The organism is Cytobacillus sp. T106 (genome assembly GCF_040492155.1).
Taxonomy (GTDB): Bacteria; Bacillota; Bacilli; order Bacillales; family Cytobacillaceae; genus Bacillus_AB; species Bacillus_AB infantis.
This window is the reverse complement of the sequence record NZ_JBEUMK010000014.1, coordinates 12,786-29,436: the sequence shown is the minus strand read 5'-3', so window position 1 is coordinate 29,436 and position 16,651 is coordinate 12,786. Positions and strand designations below refer to the sequence as shown.

Sequence of the window (16,651 nt, the reverse complement as noted above, 5' to 3'; positions counted from 1 at the left end):
TCTTATGTCAATTGATTGGAGCAGCATCTCCCTCCTTCCGGTAATTGCCGGAGGAATGGTATACATCCTTTACGGAGGAATCTATTATTCAATCGCCTTATCGAAAAAGTATACAAGCAATCATGAAATCATCAATAAACAAAGCCAGGGCCCATTCAAATATATCTACTCAGTTATTATTGCATTCATGATTTCATATTTAATGGCTGCCGTCCTTCAGGCGACCGGCTCTGACAGCCTGCTGGATGGCGCAGTGCTGGGATTTTCCGCCGGATTATTGATCTCCATCGTTTATGTAAAAAATGCTTTATTCGGACTTGTCACAAAGAAATCATTGGTTATTGCTGTTGGAGACCATATAATTGCATTTACTATGGTGGGGATGGTTGTGGGGTTATTTTTATAAGTATTGAAGAAAGGTGCCTGTCCAGTATTCTATTACAAGGGCAGGCACCTTTTTATGCAGCGAGAAGAGAGCTGTGTGATGTTTCCTCATTAGACCAATGACCCGCTCGTGTACTCCTCTAAGGCCTGGCAGCATTTTTCATCTTCCAAAGTAAGATAAACACTTTTGCGGAAAGATTTGCAGTGTTTCTTAAGCCGGGCGGCTTCTCTGCTCAATTCTTCAATCGTTTGAAAGTCAGTATTCGTGTTGAGGACAACAGCAATGGATAGACCAAGGATCGGGACACTGTCCGGGATTCCCATCCGGTTTACTGCCTGGATGCACCCTTCCTTAAGCTCTTCTTCCGAGTAAAATGAACGGGCATAATCATCAAATCTTTCGAGAATCGCCGAGCAGATGTTTTGATAGTTATGATGAGGGAAAACCGCAATAAAATCATCCCCTCCAATGTGCCCGATAAAGGAATGGCTGCTCATGGGACTTGCAGCAATCACATCTTTCATTATTGCTGCTGTTGCCTGGATGACCTCATCGCCAGTTTTGAATCCAAATGTATCATTGAAGGTTTTAAATGAGTTGATGTCAATATAAAGCACGGTATATTGATCCGAGGACATTGCCTTCTTAAGGGCATTTTTAATCTCGAAATTGCCCGGGAGCCCTGTCAGCGGATTTGAATATCTTGCTATGCTGATCTGTTCCTCCGCCAGCTTCATCAGGAGATTCCGGATGCTCACTGTACCAATCAGCAGGTCTTCTTTCGTTACAATTACGTAATCATACAGCTGCTCCTGTGTCCGGTCCATAGCAAGGGCACTGGCTTCCGTAATTGGGACAGAATGGTCGATAACAAGAGGCTCCGGGATCATGACCAGCTCAACTTTCCGCTTCATGAACAGGTCAAAGCCGTACTGAGTGGACAACTTTTGATAAAATTTCGTTTTCGACACCAGCCCGACCGGCCGGCTGTCCATACAGACAACGACCCCTTCAATTTCCGGCGTTTCCTTAAAAATGGAATAAACATATTCACATTTTGTCGAAGGAGCAACAAACATGACTCTCTCGGCGATTTCTCCAATCGTCGCTTGCATAACGACACCTTCATTTCAGTACAAAGTTATAGATGAGTGCTGGGCCTTCCAAGGTAATATCCTTGTCCCAATTGAATGCCTGCCTGCCTGGCAATCATTAATTGCTCCGCAGTTTCAATCCCTTCAAGCGTAACGGCCACGCCTTCGCTGATAAAATAGGCAGCAATCCAATCAAGGAACTTTTGCTTTTTCACAGACTCAGCCAGGTTTTCACAAAAATAACGGTCAAGCTTGACGATATCCGGCTCAAGCTCCAGAGCAATCCGCAAGGAAGACTGTCCTTTTCCAAGATCGTCAAGTGCGATCCTGAAGCCAAGAGACTTCAAATATTGGACAATATCCTTCAGCCTGTTTAAAGAAACAACCGATTCAGCTTCATTCAACTCAAACGTAATCTGTTCCGGCTTCAGCAATGCTTTCTTCATTATATCATCGATTTTCCATAAAAAAGCCGGTTCCAGCATTGTAGATGGGAAAATATTCACAGATAAACGGAAAGATGCAGCAGCTGCAGCTTGATATTCAAATGTGCTGATGCTCCGGGCAATCGAAAAAACATCCAGCTCATACAGCTTTCCGTTCTGTTTGGCCATTGCAAACAGCACTTCGGGATTTTGGATCTCAAAGCTTCTGATCAGTCCTTCATAACCTGCAATACAATGCTCTGCCAAACTGAATATAGGCTGAAACGCATGGCAGAAATTGAACATATGGAAGTTTTGATCTTCTTTAGATTCAAACAGCATAGTTGTCATCAAAAATACCTTCCTAAACATAAAGTCGATAATCCAAATGTACTACTTCTCTGTTAAATTCGTGTAAGGTTCTTGTAAAAATCTTTCTAGGTATATAAGAATTTGACAAGCTTCCTACATGGCAGCCAAAGATAAAAAAAGGTAAAGCCCCTATGAGCTCCCCCCATCATTGCGCTTCCCACTGATCAAGGAAAGCCTGTTCATAACTGCGTTTTTTCCAAAGCTAAAAGTCGTCCATAATTTTTACTAGGCCGCCGGTACGGGCTGACTCCACAGCTGCCGCTGCAATTCCCTGGGTTCGGCAGGCATCCAAATAGTCCGTTTTAATCCCGGAGGCGTACCCTGTCTTAATCGCATGAATAAAAGCTCTTGCTTCAAGTATGTATGGGATTTCTTGATCCTTCCACTCTGTTATTATCCCATTCTCCCTTTTTGTCAGCCTTTCCTGATCAAGCTGGAGAATGCCCCAACCTGCACTGGCATCCGTTCTGGCTTTCACTGCCCAATAATAATAATCACCGTCCCCAAAAAGACAGCACAGGCTGTTGCAATCAGCCTCCAGTGGAATCTTTCTTCAGAGGCCAACAGCATCCTGGCCAGGAAAATCGTAATGATCGGCTCAATAGCCGCTATGGTACTGACATACGATACATGAGTATAAAGAAGGGACACGAAAAAAGAGACTTGGGCAAACCCTGTCACAATGCCGGCTGCCACAAAATAGAGATTGATATTTTTAAAGTTCCATGCCAATGTCAGCTTCAGCTGCTTTCTGCCAATTTCCATCAAAATAAACACGAGCAGGGCGAATACGGAGCCAATCAATGATCCTAAGACTGCATCAGAATCATACAGAATTCCTAATTTTCTCAGCCCCTGGCCAATGCCAAAGCAGATGGCCGCAGCAATCGCCAGCATGAACCCCGATTTATCCTCTCGTTCCGCATGGTCCCCTGCTGAGCGGAAGTCAAATCGTGCCTGCAGAAAGAGGAAGGTCAGGATGACGAGGATTCCAGTCCCGGCAAGAAGAGAAATGGTTTCTCCTAAAAAAAGAACGGCCATGATAATGGTGAATACCGGGGCAGCATTTTTCAGCGCGGCCGCCCTGGAAGAGCCTATTTTTCGAATACCGGCAAACAGAAGAGTCCTGCCTAAAAATACCGTACAAAATCCTGCCAGCATATAAAAAAAGACACCAATCCAGCTAACAGGCGCCATCTCTTTTTCCCCAAAAAGAAACATCGATCCGTATATCCCCGTCACGGTCAGCACACAAATGAACAGAGACAGGAAACTGCCATTATCCTGCGGGGATTTTCTCATCCCAAGCTGGATGAATATATAGTTGAAAGAATAAGCTATGGCACAGAAAATGGCTAAAATAACCCCCACGCTGTCACTTCCCCCTTCCCGCATTTAGGCTCTCAATGCTTCCATTGTATTTCGGTTCCCTAAAATGGTTCTGGATTTCTGCTGCCGGCTTACTGGAATCCCCAATGAAAAAGCCTGTCCGCTAAAGGAATAGCAGACAGGCTTTTTAAAATGATTTAGAGGTAAATTAAAATTCAGCATTCCCCGGAGTACGCGGGAATGGGATAACATCACGGATGTTCTTCATGCCTGTGAGGTACATGATCAGGCGCTCAAAGCCGATTCCGTAGCCGGAGTGCTTGGTTTCTCCATACTTGCGGAGCTCAAGATACCACCAGTAGTCCTTCAGGTCCATGCCCATCTCAGTGATTCTTTCTTTAAGGAGCTCTTCCCTCTCCTCACGCTGGCTTCCGCCGATCAGCTCGCCGATTTCAGGAACAAGCAGGTCTGCAGCGGCAACGGTTTTGCCATCATCATTCGCTCTCATATAGAAAGCCTTGATATCTTTTGGATAGTCTGTGACAAAGACAGGACGCTTATAAATGACTTCACTCAGGTAGCGCTCATGCTCTGTCTGCAGGTCTGCACCCCATTCAGGCTGATATTCGAACTTCTCGCCTGACTCTTTAAGCTGCTCGATTGCATCCGTGTAAGTCACGCGTGCATAGTCAGTATTCAGCGCTGTGTTCAGCCTTTCGATAAGAGTCTTATCGATAAAGCTGTTGAAGAATGTAATTTCCTCAGGAGCTTCGTTCAGCACATACTGAATGACATGCTTAATCATCGCTTCTGCCAGGTCAAGGATATCCGGCAGCTCAGCGAATGCCACTTCCGGTTCAACCATCCAGAACTCAGCCGCATGGCGGGTTGTGTTAGAGTTTTCTGCACGGAAAGTCGGCCCGAATGTATACACCTTCTGGAAAGCAAGAGCGAATGCTTCTGCTGATAGCTGCCCGCTGACTGTCAGATTGGCTTCTCCATTGAAGAAGTCCTTGCTGAAATCCACGTCGCCTTCATCCGTTTTAGGAACATTATTCATGTCCATCGTTGTCACACGGAACATCTCGCCGGCACCCTCCGTATCACTGCCTGTGATGACTGGAGTTTGAGCGTAAATAAAGCCTTTTTCCTGGAAGAAGTTATGGATGGCATAAGAAGCCAGAGACCTGATCCGGAAAACAGCTGAATACGTATTCGTGCGCGGACGCAGATGGGCAATCGTCCTCAGGTATTCAAAAGAGTGCTTCTTCTTTTGCAGCGGATAGTCTGAATTTGATTTACCCTCAATCGTAATCTGCTCGGCTTTCATTTCAAATGGCTGCTTCATGTCAGGCGTCAGAACGATGGAACCTTCTATAGAAACAGTAGAGCTGATGGCCGCTTTTGTAATATCTTTAAAATTCGGCAGCTCGTCTCCGTAAACGACCTGTACATTTTTAAGAAAAGTGCCGTCATTGACTTCAAGGAAGCCGAAAGTCTTTGAATCGCGGGACGTACGGACCCAGCCGGTTATACGCACCTTCTCATTCAAATGGGCTTCAGGATCTCTGTACAGCTCTTTAACAGTTGCTTTAATCATGATTGATCCTCCTAAAAAAATAGTGTTCATAAAAAAAAGCCTACGTCCCCCTAAAAGGGACGAAAGGCTTTGCTTCCGCGGTACCACCCACATTGCCGCAAAATGCGGCCAGCTTATCAATTCCGGCAGATAACGTCCCGGACACGTCTAAGCCTACTCAGTGAGCCTTTTCGGTTAGAACTCAGAGGTGTTCTTCGCTCATGCATCCTCATCAGGCTCACACCATCCCTGACTCGCTTTAGATTACAGCACCAGCTACTCTTCCTCATCATCGATTTCGTTTGTTTAGTTCAACACCATATATATTAATCGAAGAGCGGGATAGTTTCAACTGGGATATTGGCTGCAGGGCAGATTAATCTCTTCATTAAGCATTATTGCCGAAAGTTTGAGGGGATAAACAGCTTGAGGAGCGGGCTTCTTGGGTTGGTTGGTGGGCCAGAGGGTCAGGTCCCTTGGCTCGGTTTTGGGCCAGGGGTCTGTCCCCTTGGCTCCGTTTTGGGCCAGGGGGTCTGTCCCCTTGGCTCGGTTTTGGGCCAGGGGGTCTGTCCCTTGGCTCGGTTGGTGGGCCAGGGGGTCAGGTCCCTTGGCTCGGTTTTGGGCCAGGGGTCTGTCCTTGGCTCCGTTTTGGGCCAGGGGGTCTGTCCCCCCGGCTCCGTTTTGGGCCAGGGGGTCTGTCCCTTGGCTCGGTTGGTGGGCCAGGGGGTCTGTCCCCTTGGCTCGGTTTTGGGCCAGGGGGTCTGTCCCTTGGCTCGGTTGGTGGGCCAGGGGGTCTGTCCCCTTGGCTCCCTTACTCGCGGTAATGGCATGAATGAGCAGGGGCACATAAATTTCCAGAATGCTATAATAATAGAAAAAGCCAAAAGGATGCTCACATTGAAATCTTTAAAAATGAAGGCCTTCACCTGGATTGAATCCCTTAATGACCAATACTCAATTAACAGTTTTACTGGTAATCATGCCGCTTATTTTAAGCTTGATGGATTTGCCGATGAACCAGAGGTTTATATCCGTTTTACCGATGCAGGTCTGGACTTTGGATATGAAGCTGTACAATGGAATGGACCTATTCCGGCTCCGGTGCCTGGCATCCATACAAAACATTCGTTATCCTGGAAGGAAGTTCAATCCTTGAACAAAGAAGAGCAGCAGGCCGTCTTGCTTGAACTGCTGCTTAAGACTATTAACACCAGAAAAAGGCAATATCGAAAGTGTCAGTTTTGCGGTGAAAAGGTTGCCAAGGAGCATCAGTTTGACAATGATACATGCCATGGCTGCGCATCGCGGGAATTTGGGGTTGTTTACTAGATTCAATGGAGATGTACAATATACTACTTTTACCAAAATGATCTGAGGTGCCTCAATGTGGAATCTAACAATTCAAGCAAAAGAAGCATTCTTAAAGCATAACCTCCTCCCCATTCCTGAAACAGACTCTGACTGGGAAAGCACCTTGAGAGAAGCCAAGGAAGAAGGAGAAGATCTCCCTGCCCGCCTGAAAGAGGAACTGGAGGATATAAAAGCTGAGCTGCTGACTGTGCTCCCGAGCCGCTTTGTTCCTTATCTTGAAAATGGAACGCTCAATCAGCCTTCCCTGCCAAAATCGGTCCGGGAGGAATATATTCAATGGATGCGTAATAGTGACAGGGAGTTTGAACAGGTTCTGGATGCAGCACATGAGCAGACAACACAGGCTGCTGCCCATTTATCACCTGCTGTCCAGGAGGTGTTTGCAGAAAGCCTCCATGATGCGATTATTGAGCGGATTGAGCGGGAGAATGGCAATCTTCATCTTTATATCAATACAGAGAGCAGTTTTTCCACAAAGCCTTATATCCACTTTACTTTCCATCATATTACTGAGGAAGAAGCAGCTGAGCAGCTGCAGACCGGCCAATGGCTGATATACTATGAGCTCCAGATAACCGCTGCAGGCTTTGCCTTCCGCGTTCTGTTTGAATGCCCGGATGCCCAGTGGACCATTTATATGAAGGATTTGACTGTGCAGTATTTTTATAGGCCGGTGCTTTTTACGAGATTAAAAGATGAAGGAAAATTAGAGGATATGCCGCTTGGGAAATATATCGCACAGCTGCCGCAGGGTCAGCGCTATTGGCTGGCTGTGCCTGACTTTATAAGCGAGATTAGCAGCTTGGAGGAATCCGTTCTTCTAGCAGATGGAAAGCTGGAAGTAAACCAACTAAACGCAGTGGTAACAACCTCAAGCGGGCAATACACCTACCCTTTGGAGGAATATAATCCGATCGGCTTCATCTACACTGACATTGATGAAGACCCCTACGCACACTTAAAGGAGCCGGTCCCGCCGGAAGAGCTGGAAGCTGCCATTTTCAGCGGGATCCCTGAACAGCAGGTCAGCGCCTGGAATACGATGTATACCAGTCCTGAAGAGCATGCGGAGACGATCAATCTCATCATGGAGAAGCTGGAGTTCACAGAAGAAAATGAAATGATGCTGTTTGTATATGCAAACTATTTTTATAAAGCTGGGGTTTTGAGTGAAGATAATATGAAAAAGTACGGAGAATTGATTGATCATGAATAGGAGCCATGCCCCGTATTATTTGGGGCAAGGTCTTTTTTACACCAGCCGGATACCATGCTCCCGCAGCAAATCACTCAAAGCCGGCCGCACATTCCCATTCCGGCCCACCACCCGTGTTGCCGCTGCCAAAGAATTCAGGACAGCTTCTTCCGTTGCATCGCCTGCCGCCCTGAAGGCCAGATCAATATCTTCTTCATGTATCATAGAAAAGGTCAGGCAATCTGCCGGTTTTTCATGAGGAATTTTCACAGCAGTCGAAAACCCAATGACAACCTCGCCGCTTCCCGTCCCGATGATTGACCCCGTCCGGGACAATCCTGTAACCGTCCTTTTAATAATTCGATTTAGCTGCCTCTCTGACACAGGCAGATCTGTAGCCACAATGATGATAACTGAACCTTTATCCTGCTCCTCCTTAGCTTGGATAGCCTCACTCAGCTCCTCCCCGACTGCTTTCCCATTCACCCGCAAATCCTTTAAACCGCCGAAATTCGTCAGCACAAGGACACCGATCGTATAAGTGCCATGGTCCATTTCCATCAGCCTCGAGCTGGTCCCGATGCCGCCCTTCAGCGAATAGCAAAGCATGCCGGTCCCTGCTCCAGCAGTGCCTTCTTCCACGTCCGCCGAGACATTCTGCAGTGCCTGGAAAACATGCTCCCGCTCTATAAACCCAGCCCTGATATCATTCAAAAACATATCATTGCATTCACACACAATCGGATTCACCGTTCCAGTCGTCCGGCCGATTTCGGGATTAGACTCCAGCATATACTGAATCAAAGCATCTGCCGCTGTACCGATGCCGAGCGTGTTGGTCAGGATGATCGGGGATTCAAGCGTACCCAGCTCATTGATCTGAATTGTTCCCATACTCTTCCCAAACCCGTTGATCACATGGGTTGCGGCGATCAGCTTTTCTTTAAATAGATTTCCGGGATGCGGCACAATTGCCGTAACCCCGGTTTGTTTGTCAGCTTCGCTCAGCGTGGTATGCCCCACAGTTACGCCTTCCACATCTGTGATGCTATTGCGCGGACCTGTCTGAAGGGTTCCTATTTTTACTCCATAGTCTCTGATTCTTTTTTTGGCAGGCATTTTTATCCTCCATTTTTGCGAAGAAAGGCATCTCTCTCCCATCTGTTAGGATAGATTCAGGCACCTTTTTTCGTTCTTTTTTGCTGATACATATGGTTATCTGCTTCAACAAATAAGCGTTCCATTACGCCTCGGGAATTTTCACTGAACGCAAAGCCTATTGATAGGTTGATTTTGACTTCCTGGCTATTTTCATTATATCTGCTAATCTCTTCAGCTAGCTTTTCGGCCAGTAACTCCACCTGTTCTTTTTCCTTTTTTAAAAGAATGACGGCAAATTCATCTCCTCCAATCCTGGAAACATAAGCATCCTCTGTAAAAAAGCGTTCTAATAGATGTGCTGTTTCTTTAATTAGAAAATCCCCTGTTTTGTGTCCATGGTTGTCATTTAAACATTTCAATCCGTCCAAATCACACAAAATGATGGCTGCAGCTATATCCTCACGTTCATTATATTTCTCCATCATTTGCTCGAAGAATTCACGGTTATATATGTCTGTCAACGCATCATGGGCGATTCGATATGTCAATGTCTCCTCCAGCTTTTTTCTCTCATCAATATTCCGCACCACCCCTTGAAGAGCAACCAGCACGCCATTTTCATATATGGGAGTCGCATACTCTTCAAACCATCGATAGTTGCCGTCTTTATCCTTCCAGCGCTGAACGATTGCTTGATTGAAATCTACCTGTCCATGGACTTTTTTTTGGAGAATATCCATATCCTCCGGGTGAATATCCCTGAAGGCAACACCAGCGTCGGAATAGGCATCTGCATTAGAACCTTCACCGAAAAAGCATTCAGCTGAAGGACCAAGATATTTGAATTGCAGCTCCGGATAGACTTGGCAATAATAAAGGAAATCCTTGGTGTTTTCGATCACATGCATATAACTTTCATGATTTTTAAAAGAGTCCGTTTCTTTCTTTTTCCAACTTCTGAAAACATAAATCACAACCAATACAACAGTCAGTGCCCCTAATCCAAAACCTTGTGCAAATTGTATGTTCATCATTGCTGTCCCTCTTCGTTTTCCTCAATCCTTCAGCATAAAAAATAGACCAACCGAAACCGATTAGCCTATCGTCCATAAAGTTGAATCGGTAACCGGCAGACATAGCCTCTTGGCTTTAGCCCCTATAGTCTTGCGCCCTCACCTTTCGATGAATTTGCCTGTATATTTATCTATTTAATTTTAAAGGATAAGCGGCAAGACTTCCAATTTAAACCATGGAGCCACGGGGACAGACCCCGTGGCCCAATATCAAAAAGAGCCAAGGGACCTGTCCCCTTGGCTCACTCCTATGAAAACAGCGCCTTCAGACGAGCCCAAAACCCTTTCGGCTCTTCTTTAGGCTTTTCATTTTCTTTCGTTTCTTCCTGCTTAATGCTTTCTGTCTTTAGCACAAACTGAACAGAGTTGACCTTTTCGTTTTGCGATGATACGAAGGATACCGGTTTGAAGTCACTCTTGTCATATTCTTCGAGCATGCCTTCAACTTCTTCTTTCATTTGTTCAGGCAGATCCCTGGTTGCTTCATAAAGTTCAGTGGTACCGGTATGAAGGCTCGCTGCGCCGTTGGCGATTTCTCCTGTTCCGTCGGCCACGCCAGCAATGCCGTTATGCAGTTCAGAATAGGAACCTGCCAGCCTGCTCACTCCGCCGGTGTACTCCTCCAATCCCGAGTGGAAGGATTGGTAGTTGACGGCAAGGGCATTAACGCCTGCCTGCAGCTGGGCCATCGCATCGGCAGCATCTGAGCTGTTCAGAGCATGCGAAAGTCCCGCTGACATAGAATCCAGATTCTTGGCCATTCCTGTCAGAGAACCACTGACCTGTTGCAATGTCCCGCTGACAGCGGCAAAGCTGCCTTTTCCAGCAGCAAAGACTCCTTTGGCATTTTTAGCCGCGGCATAAGTCTCAAGCAATTGCGCGACAACATTCGGGTCAGCTCCGCTCTGTTTCAGCTGCTCGATTTGTGCCTGGGAAATCTCAGCGTTCGGAATGCCTTCCATTGCTTCATTCAAGCTATTGTAAGAGGCGCTAAAGGCCTGCTGCAATGCTGCCAGATTCCTGGACACTTCCCGCAGGCCGGCTGCCGATTGTGACAGTCCATCCTGCATCTTTTTCAAATCGCCGAGGCCCATGTCTCCAGAGCCAGCGCTCAGACTGCTATTCAGCTTTTGCAGAGCCTGCTCGATGCTCTTTGAGCCGCTGACCAGCTTGGAAGAGGAACCATCGAGAGCCGCTATGCCATTACGGTACTCCCTGGAGCCATTGCTGAGCTTAGCTGCGCCATTATGCAATTCCGAAGCGCCGTTCTGCAGCTGCCCCACTCCATCATTGACCTCTTTGATCGCCTTTGTCAGTGTATCCATCTCACCTGTCATGTCATCGATGTCAGGTGCATCAATCGGGAGTGAAGACGGAATGGCTGTAATATCAATGCCTTCGAGCTCGAAATCTGCCACATCTGCTTCAAGTGTCAGATTTCCCTCTTTTTCCGGCATCACAGTGAATGTGGCCTGCTTATTTTTCCCCGCGTTGGCAAGCATCCCGTCCGGAGCCTCGATATTGCTGAATTTCTCCCCATTCAGCGGGAAGGAAATCTGCAGCAGATAGTTTTCGAAAAAGGAAGCTTCTGCACTTTCATTTCTGGAGGTTTGAATCCCAATCTCCACATGGCCGCTTTTTCCAGCCAATTCTTCCGGTGCGGTTTCCTGCCCATCCAATGTATACGTAATGGAAACATTCCATGGCAGGGCTGACTCATTCAAATCACCCTGATAATAAAACTTTCCTTCTTCTTCAGCCGTCACATTCACCGCTGCGTCTGATTTCTCAATCGGCGAGAGATCCGTCAGGTTTTTCAGGTTCGTATAGGGGCCATAATCAGTCACTTCCCCAGGTTCTTCAATATTTAAAATGTTGACCACATAAACTTCCTGATTTTCACCGGCTGGGCTGAGCTTTGCATACACCACTTCATCCTTTGAGGAAAGCTCTCCTGTTTCCTGGGAGACTTTTTCCCCTGACTTGCTGCCCGCTGTATCAGCCGAAACGAGCAGGGCGGGCATCATCATTAGGATGCTGGCAAAGACAGCCAAGAATTTTCTCATTCTCCTCATCATCACTTCTCCTTATAAAAGTTTGCTTTCCATGTTGTTTTCATGATCAGTTTATCGAAGATCAGCAGGCACGCCGGAAGGAAGAACACAACCATGATCAAGGCCAGCAGCGCTCCCCTTCCAAGCAGCAGTCCGATTGAAGCTACGATTGGGTTCGATGACGTAATCCATAAGATAAAGCCTACACTTGATAAAATTGAGGCCGAAATGCCGATCGAGAATATTTTTTCATCCATTGTCTTCTTGACTGCTTCCAGCGCAGACATTTCCTGCCGGTCCTCTTTATAAGCATCTGTCAGCAGGATCGCATAGTCGACAGTCGCGGCCAGCTGGATGATGCTGACGAGCAGATAGCCGACATATACTAATGAAGAATCTGTAAAATAAGGGACCGACAGATTGATCCAGACGGCTGTCTGAATGGTCAGCAGCAGGATCAGCGGAATCGAGATCGACCTGAAGGTTACGAAAAGGACGAATGCGACGGTCAGGAGAGTCAGCAGATTGACCAGCGTGTTGTCTTTTTTGACCGTGTTTTTGATATCATACAATGTCACGCTTTCCCCGACTGAATAAACCTTGTCTCCATACAGTTTTTCAGCAGTATCCTGGACCCGCTCGATTAGCTTGAATGCCTCGTCTCCCTCAGTTTTTGTATCTGTCTGAAGGATGATCCGGCTGTAATTTTCCGAGTAGAACTGTTCGGTGATGCTGGGGTCGAGATACTCTGGAGGGATTGCCGCACTGACAGTGTTGACATATGCCATGACACTCGTCACATGGTCAAGCTTTTCCAGATCGCCGGCGAGCTCTTCTTCCTTGGCCATATCCCCCTTCGGTACAAGCAGGACCATCGGCGTGCTTTTCCCGAACTCTTCTTTAATTTTCGCAAAATCGCTCCCCGCCCTTGTCGACTCCGGCAATTCGCCAACTCCATAAGTGAAATTGGTCTTGCTTTGCGCAAGAAAGGCCGGGACAACCAGGATGGCAACAAGCAAAAGAACCGGCACCCGGAACTTCAGCACAAAATTCCCCTTGCCGCGGATGTATGGCAGCAATGGCTTATGCTGCGTCTTGTCGATCCATTTATAACAAAGCAATGTCAATGCCGGCAGGAACACCATGACACTGATGAAGCTCAGTAAAATCCCTTTAACCAGGTTGATGCCAAGATCAGACCCGATTTCAAACTCCATGAATGATAAGGCAATGAAACCGAAGAAGGTTGTGGACGCGCTGGCTGCGATTGCCGAAAATGATTTCTTCATCGCCAGCTCCATCGCTTCCCGCGGGTCTCCCACCTTTTTCCGGTAATCGTTAAAGCTGTGCAGGAGGAAAATTGCATAATCCAGCGAGACTGCAAGCTGCAGGATCGGGGCGACCGACTGAGTGACAAAGGAAACCTCACCGAGAAAAATATTCGTCCCCATGTTGATCAGAACCGATACACCGATGGCGGTGAGGAACAGCAGCGGCTCCACCCACGAGGTCGTTGAAACGACTAAAATAATGATGATGATCGGCACCAAAAAGGCGGCCGCATACATCGATTCTGTGCCGGCCATTTTCTGCTGGGTGGCCGTGTTCAGCGATTCCCCGGCCATCGCATTGTCTTTGCCGATGAGATCATAAATGCGATCAGTAATCTGGACTTCCTCTCCTTCACGGATGCTGAAAGAGAATAAGGCATAGTCATCTTTGTAATAGTCATCTACCGTATTCGGGTCCGCCATCTCAAGCGGAGCCTTGATGTCGATCACATCATCCAGCCACATGACATCAGATACACCGTCAATCGCGGCCAGCTTTTCTTTGAAATCAAGAGCTTCCTGTATGGTCATGTCCCGCATCATCACCCGGTTCGTCGGGACATTTCCTTCAAATTCCCGCTCCATCACTTCCATGGCTTTCGTCGACTGAGCGTCCTCCGGCAGATATTCCTTCATATCATAGTTCACCGACACAGTGAACTGCGCCAGGGCGCAAAGCACAGTCAAAACCGCGAAAATAATGGCAACGGCTTTTTTATGTTTAAGTATTCGTGCAGCAATATTGATGCGTGTTCACCCTCTCTTGCCCTTTTTTTCTATACACTTTATCATTATATAAACACGGTGTTGCCTATTCAACGAACAGTTCTCTAACTTCCGTGGTATTCCCGACACAATGATCAAAAGTGTTGGAAAACGCAAAAAGAAAGGAAACTGGTTATGACCTCTCCCAAAATGGACAGACGCAAAAAATATACAATCATGGTATTGAAAGACAGCCTCATGAAGCTATTGAAGGACAAGCAAATCTCCTATATCACCGTCAAAGAAATCTGCAGTCTCGCCGACATCAACCGCTCCACATTTTATTCCCACTACACCGACCAATATGACCTCCTGGACACCATCGAAGACGAAATCATCCAGGACATGCAGGGCTATATGAGCCAGTACAACTTCGAAAAAGAAGACCAGGCCCTCCAAATGATCGAAAAACTGCTCGAATACTTCGCCTCAAAGCACGAAGTATGCACCACCCTCCTCAACGAAAAAACAAACACAACCTTCGAAACAAAAGTCATCAACTTCGCCCACCAGGTCTTCATGACCAGCTGGCTCGCCGACACAGCGTACGATGAAAACCTTTCTGAATACCTCAGTACCTTCATCATCAGCGGCAGCATTCATGCGATAAAGAAATGGCTTAATAATGGGATGGATCACAGTCCTAGGGAGATGGCGGAGATTATTAATGGGGTGATTAATCGGGGGTTGTTGGGGGTGCGGTGAGGTGGGGGATTGGGTTCCCTGGGCTGGTTTGGGCCAGGGGGTCAGGTTCCTTGGCCCGGTCACAAAAAGAGCCAGGGGGTCTGTCCCCTTGGCTCTCACTTAATCCCCGATATCGTGTACCCATCAATAATGTACCGCTGAAAAAGAATGAAGATGATGATAATCGGAACGACCATAAAGGTGGACCCGGCCATCTGCAGGGCGAAGTTGCCTCCGTATTGGCCTTTCAATAACTGCAGTCCGACCGACAGTGTATAGAGGCTCTCATCATTCGCAATGATCAGCGGCCACAGGAAGCTGTTCCAGCCAGCGATAAAGGTGAGAATTCCCTGGACAGCGAGTATCGGTTTGGTCATTGGCAGGACGATCTGCCAGAACACCCTTAGTTCACTGGCTCCATCCAGTCTGGCTGCCTCGAGCAGTTCATCGGGAATAGTTGTCATGAACTGACGGAAAAGGAAGATACCGAATGCTCCCACCAGTCCAGGCAGAACGATTCCCGCCATAGTATTCGTTAGGTGCATTTGATTCAGTATCAAGTAGACCGGAATCATGGTAACCTGGCCAGGAATCATCATTGTAGCAAGAACGAGAAAGAATAATTTATTGCGTCCTTTAAATTCAAATTTGGCAAAAGCATATCCGGCCATCGCATTTAAAATTAAGCCGAAAAAAGACCAGAAAACAACGACCAGTGTATTTTTCAAATAAAGAGCGAAGTTCATATTTACAAAGAGATTATAGAAATTTTCCAATGTGAACTCTTGCGGCAGCAGGGTTGGCGTCAGCTGCATTACTTCACTTTCCGGCTTGAAGGCAGAAAGGATCATCCATATAAAGGGAATAGTAACCAGCACCCCCCCAATCGCAAGAATAATGCCAACAAACCATTGCTGAGCTTTTTCAGCATTTTTACTGCTGCTTAATGACTGTTTTTGAACTGCATTGGTTTTCATTTTGTATTCCACCTCAGTTTTCATCAATAATCCTGCCCTTTCTTCTGCAGCTTAAATTGAAGCATCGTAATGATAATGATGGCAATGAACAATATGAAAGATCCTGCAGCGGCATAGCCAAAGTTGCTTAATTGGAATCCATTCCGGTAAATAAATAGCGCAACAGAAGTCGTGCTGTCTAATGGACCGCCGTCTGTCATGACAAAAGGCTCTTCGAAAAATTGGAGCCAGCCGATCATTGTTGTGATTGACACAAAGAAGATGGCGTATCTTAACAGGGGAATGGTGATCTTAAACAGCTGCTGCCAATTGTTTGCGCCGTCCAGCTGGGCCGCTTCATAGTAAGTTTTTGGTATCCCCTGAAGCGCAGCAAGAAAGATAATCATATTAAGGCCGATGGCTCTCCAGAGAGCAAGAACGATTAACGAGATCTTTGCCACTGTGGGATCCTGCAGCCACGGTACAGGCGGCAAGTGGAAAAATTCCAGTACATGGTTGAATAAGCCTAACTGAGGGTTATAGAGAAAGCTCCACACAACCGCTACTGCAACAACATTTGTTATGGAAGGCATATAGAAGACAACCCGGAAAGCTTTGAAAATGCGTGCTTTTCCAAAATTGATCAGGAGCGCGATCCCCAGGGAGCAAACGATGACAAGCGGTACACCTATTACCACATAGAATAGTGTATTAAAAATGGATTTTAAGAATATCTCATCACTTACAACCTCTTTATAATTCTCAAATCCAATAAAACTGATGGATGACCAATCAGCAATACCGGCTAGATCCAAATCCGTAAAACTGATGATAAAGGCCACAAATATAGGCAGAATTGAGAATATTAACAGCAAAATAAGTGCAGGAGCTATAAAAAAGTATGGAGTTTTGTTTGCCACAAAGCTTCTCATTGCAA

15 protein-coding genes, 1 riboswitch and 1 other annotated feature are annotated in these 16,651 nt (G+C 46.6%); of the genes, 4 read left to right on the top strand and 11 right to left on the bottom strand.

Features of this window, described 5'->3' with window-relative positions; genetic code table 11:
• Window positions 1-4 precede the first annotated feature (4 nt).
• Window positions 5-406 carry a DUF1761 domain-containing protein gene (locus tag ABU165_RS20340; RefSeq protein WP_009791970.1) on the top strand — a complete coding sequence of 134 codons (402 nt, stop codon included), beginning with the start codon at window positions 5-7 and terminating at the stop codon, window positions 404-406.
• Window positions 407-495: 89 nt separating this feature from the next.
• Here the strand turns inward: ABU165_RS20340 and ABU165_RS20335 are convergent, their stop codons facing one another.
• From ABU165_RS20335 to asnS, 5 genes are all read right to left on the bottom strand, one after another.
• Window positions 496-1,500, bottom strand: a complete 1,005-nt coding sequence (locus ABU165_RS20335) for a GGDEF domain-containing protein (protein ID WP_009791971.1) — start codon at window positions 1,498-1,500, stop codon at window positions 496-498.
• A 26-nt stretch (window positions 1,501-1,526) separates the two neighbouring features.
• On the bottom strand, window positions 1,527-2,255 hold the full coding sequence (locus ABU165_RS20330) for an EAL domain-containing protein (RefSeq protein WP_022543432.1): 729 nt from the start codon (window positions 2,253-2,255) through the stop codon (window positions 1,527-1,529).
• A 223-nt stretch (window positions 2,256-2,478) separates the two neighbouring features.
• Window positions 2,479-2,754 (bottom strand): hypothetical protein, encoded by a 276-nt coding sequence (locus ABU165_RS20325; protein WP_009791973.1) that lies wholly within the window; start codon window positions 2,752-2,754, stop codon window positions 2,479-2,481.
• Complete coding sequence (locus tag ABU165_RS20320) at window positions 2,751-3,647, bottom strand: DMT family transporter (protein ID WP_318060876.1); 897 nt, start codon at window positions 3,645-3,647, stop codon at window positions 2,751-2,753. The genes ABU165_RS20325 and ABU165_RS20320 overlap by 4 nt, the downstream gene beginning before the upstream one ends.
• A gap of 166 nt (window positions 3,648-3,813) precedes the next feature.
• Window positions 3,814-5,205 (bottom strand): asparagine--tRNA ligase, encoded by a 1,392-nt coding sequence (gene asnS / locus ABU165_RS20315; protein ID WP_009791976.1) that lies wholly within the window; start codon window positions 5,203-5,205, stop codon window positions 3,814-3,816.
• Window positions 5,206-5,257: 52 nt separating this feature from the next.
• Window positions 5,258-5,486, bottom strand: a binding site (T-box leader).
• Window positions 5,487-6,081: 595 nt separating this feature from the next.
• Here asnS and ABU165_RS20310 point away from each other — a divergent pair.
• Complete coding sequence (locus ABU165_RS20310; RefSeq protein ID WP_318060877.1) at window positions 6,082-6,513, top strand: hypothetical protein; 432 nt, start codon at window positions 6,082-6,084, stop codon at window positions 6,511-6,513.
• Window positions 6,514-6,568: 55 nt separating this feature from the next.
• Window positions 6,569-7,771 carry a DUF4085 domain-containing protein gene (locus tag ABU165_RS20305; protein ID WP_318060878.1) on the top strand — a complete coding sequence of 401 codons (1,203 nt, stop codon included), beginning with the start codon at window positions 6,569-6,571 and terminating at the stop codon, window positions 7,769-7,771.
• A gap of 36 nt (window positions 7,772-7,807) precedes the next feature.
• On the opposite strand, the gene ABU165_RS20300 is transcribed toward ABU165_RS20305, so the two are convergent.
• The 4 genes from ABU165_RS20300 to ABU165_RS20285 all read right to left on the bottom strand — a co-directional run bounded on the left by ABU165_RS20300 (window position 7,808) and on the right by ABU165_RS20285 (window position 13,945).
• On the bottom strand, window positions 7,808-8,869 hold the full coding sequence (locus ABU165_RS20300; protein WP_187445468.1) for a DmpA family aminopeptidase: 1,062 nt from the start codon (window positions 8,867-8,869) through the stop codon (window positions 7,808-7,810).
• A 56-nt stretch (window positions 8,870-8,925) separates the two neighbouring features.
• On the bottom strand, window positions 8,926-9,885 hold the full coding sequence (locus ABU165_RS20295) for a sensor domain-containing diguanylate cyclase (protein WP_318060879.1): 960 nt from the start codon (window positions 9,883-9,885) through the stop codon (window positions 8,926-8,928).
• A gap of 84 nt (window positions 9,886-9,969) precedes the next feature.
• A riboswitch (cyclic di-GMP riboswitch) is annotated at window positions 9,970-10,054 on the bottom strand.
• 118 nt (window positions 10,055-10,172) lie between these two features.
• Window positions 10,173-11,999 (bottom strand): YhgE/Pip domain-containing protein, encoded by a 1,827-nt coding sequence (locus ABU165_RS20290; protein ID WP_353762685.1) that lies wholly within the window; start codon window positions 11,997-11,999, stop codon window positions 10,173-10,175.
• A 2-nt stretch (window positions 12,000-12,001) separates the two neighbouring features.
• Window positions 12,002-13,945: an efflux RND transporter permease subunit gene (locus tag ABU165_RS20285; protein WP_318060881.1), complete on the bottom strand. Its 1,944-nt coding sequence runs from the start codon at window positions 13,943-13,945 to the stop codon at window positions 12,002-12,004.
• A gap of 264 nt (window positions 13,946-14,209) precedes the next feature.
• Here ABU165_RS20285 and ABU165_RS20280 point away from each other — a divergent pair, with 264 nt between their 5' ends.
• Complete coding sequence (locus ABU165_RS20280; protein WP_262383049.1) at window positions 14,210-14,779, top strand: TetR/AcrR family transcriptional regulator; 570 nt, start codon at window positions 14,210-14,212, stop codon at window positions 14,777-14,779.
• Window positions 14,780-14,874: 95 nt separating this feature from the next.
• On the opposite strand, the gene ABU165_RS20275 is transcribed toward ABU165_RS20280, so the two are convergent.
• Together ABU165_RS20275 and ABU165_RS20270 are read right to left on the bottom strand one after the other, a co-directional pair.
• Window positions 14,875-15,735 carry a carbohydrate ABC transporter permease gene (locus ABU165_RS20275; protein WP_094768819.1) on the bottom strand — a complete coding sequence of 287 codons (861 nt, stop codon included), beginning with the start codon at window positions 15,733-15,735 and terminating at the stop codon, window positions 14,875-14,877.
• 23 nt (window positions 15,736-15,758) lie between these two features.
• The gene (locus ABU165_RS20270) at window positions 15,759-16,646 is read right to left on the bottom strand and encodes a carbohydrate ABC transporter permease (protein ID WP_094768716.1); all 888 of its coding nucleotides are present in this window, start codon (window positions 16,644-16,646) and stop codon (window positions 15,759-15,761) included.
• Window positions 16,647-16,651: the final 5 nt, after the last annotated feature.

Coding starts and splice junctions, on each gene's coding strand:
- ABU165_RS20340 (WP_009791970.1), top strand. CDS start 5: ATGTCAATTGATTGGAGCAGCATCTCCCTCCTTCCGGTAATTGCCGGA.
- ABU165_RS20335 (WP_009791971.1), bottom strand. CDS start 1,500: ATGCAAGCGACGATTGGAGAAATCGCCGAGAGAGTCATGTTTGTTGCT.
- ABU165_RS20330 (WP_022543432.1), bottom strand. CDS start 2,255: ATGACAACTATGCTGTTTGAATCTAAAGAAGATCAAAACTTCCATATG.
- asnS (WP_009791976.1), bottom strand. CDS start 5,205: ATGATTAAAGCAACTGTTAAAGAGCTGTACAGAGATCCTGAAGCCCAT.
- ABU165_RS20305 (WP_318060878.1), top strand. CDS start 6,569: ATGTGGAATCTAACAATTCAAGCAAAAGAAGCATTCTTAAAGCATAAC.
- ABU165_RS20300 (WP_187445468.1), bottom strand. CDS start 8,869: ATGCCTGCCAAAAAAAGAATCAGAGACTATGGAGTAAAAATAGGAACC.
- ABU165_RS20295 (WP_318060879.1), bottom strand. CDS start 9,885: ATGATGAACATACAATTTGCACAAGGTTTTGGATTAGGGGCACTGACT.
- ABU165_RS20290 (WP_353762685.1), bottom strand. CDS start 11,999: ATGAGGAGAATGAGAAAATTCTTGGCTGTCTTTGCCAGCATCCTAATG.
- ABU165_RS20285 (WP_318060881.1), bottom strand. CDS start 13,945: ATGAAGGAATATCTGCCGGAGGACGCTCAGTCGACGAAAGCCATGGAA.
- ABU165_RS20280 (WP_262383049.1), top strand. CDS start 14,210: ATGACCTCTCCCAAAATGGACAGACGCAAAAAATATACAATCATGGTA.
- ABU165_RS20275 (WP_094768819.1), bottom strand. CDS start 15,735: ATGAAAACCAATGCAGTTCAAAAACAGTCATTAAGCAGCAGTAAAAAT.
- ABU165_RS20270 (WP_094768716.1), bottom strand. CDS start 16,646: ATGAGAAGCTTTGTGGCAAACAAAACTCCATACTTTTTTATAGCTCCT.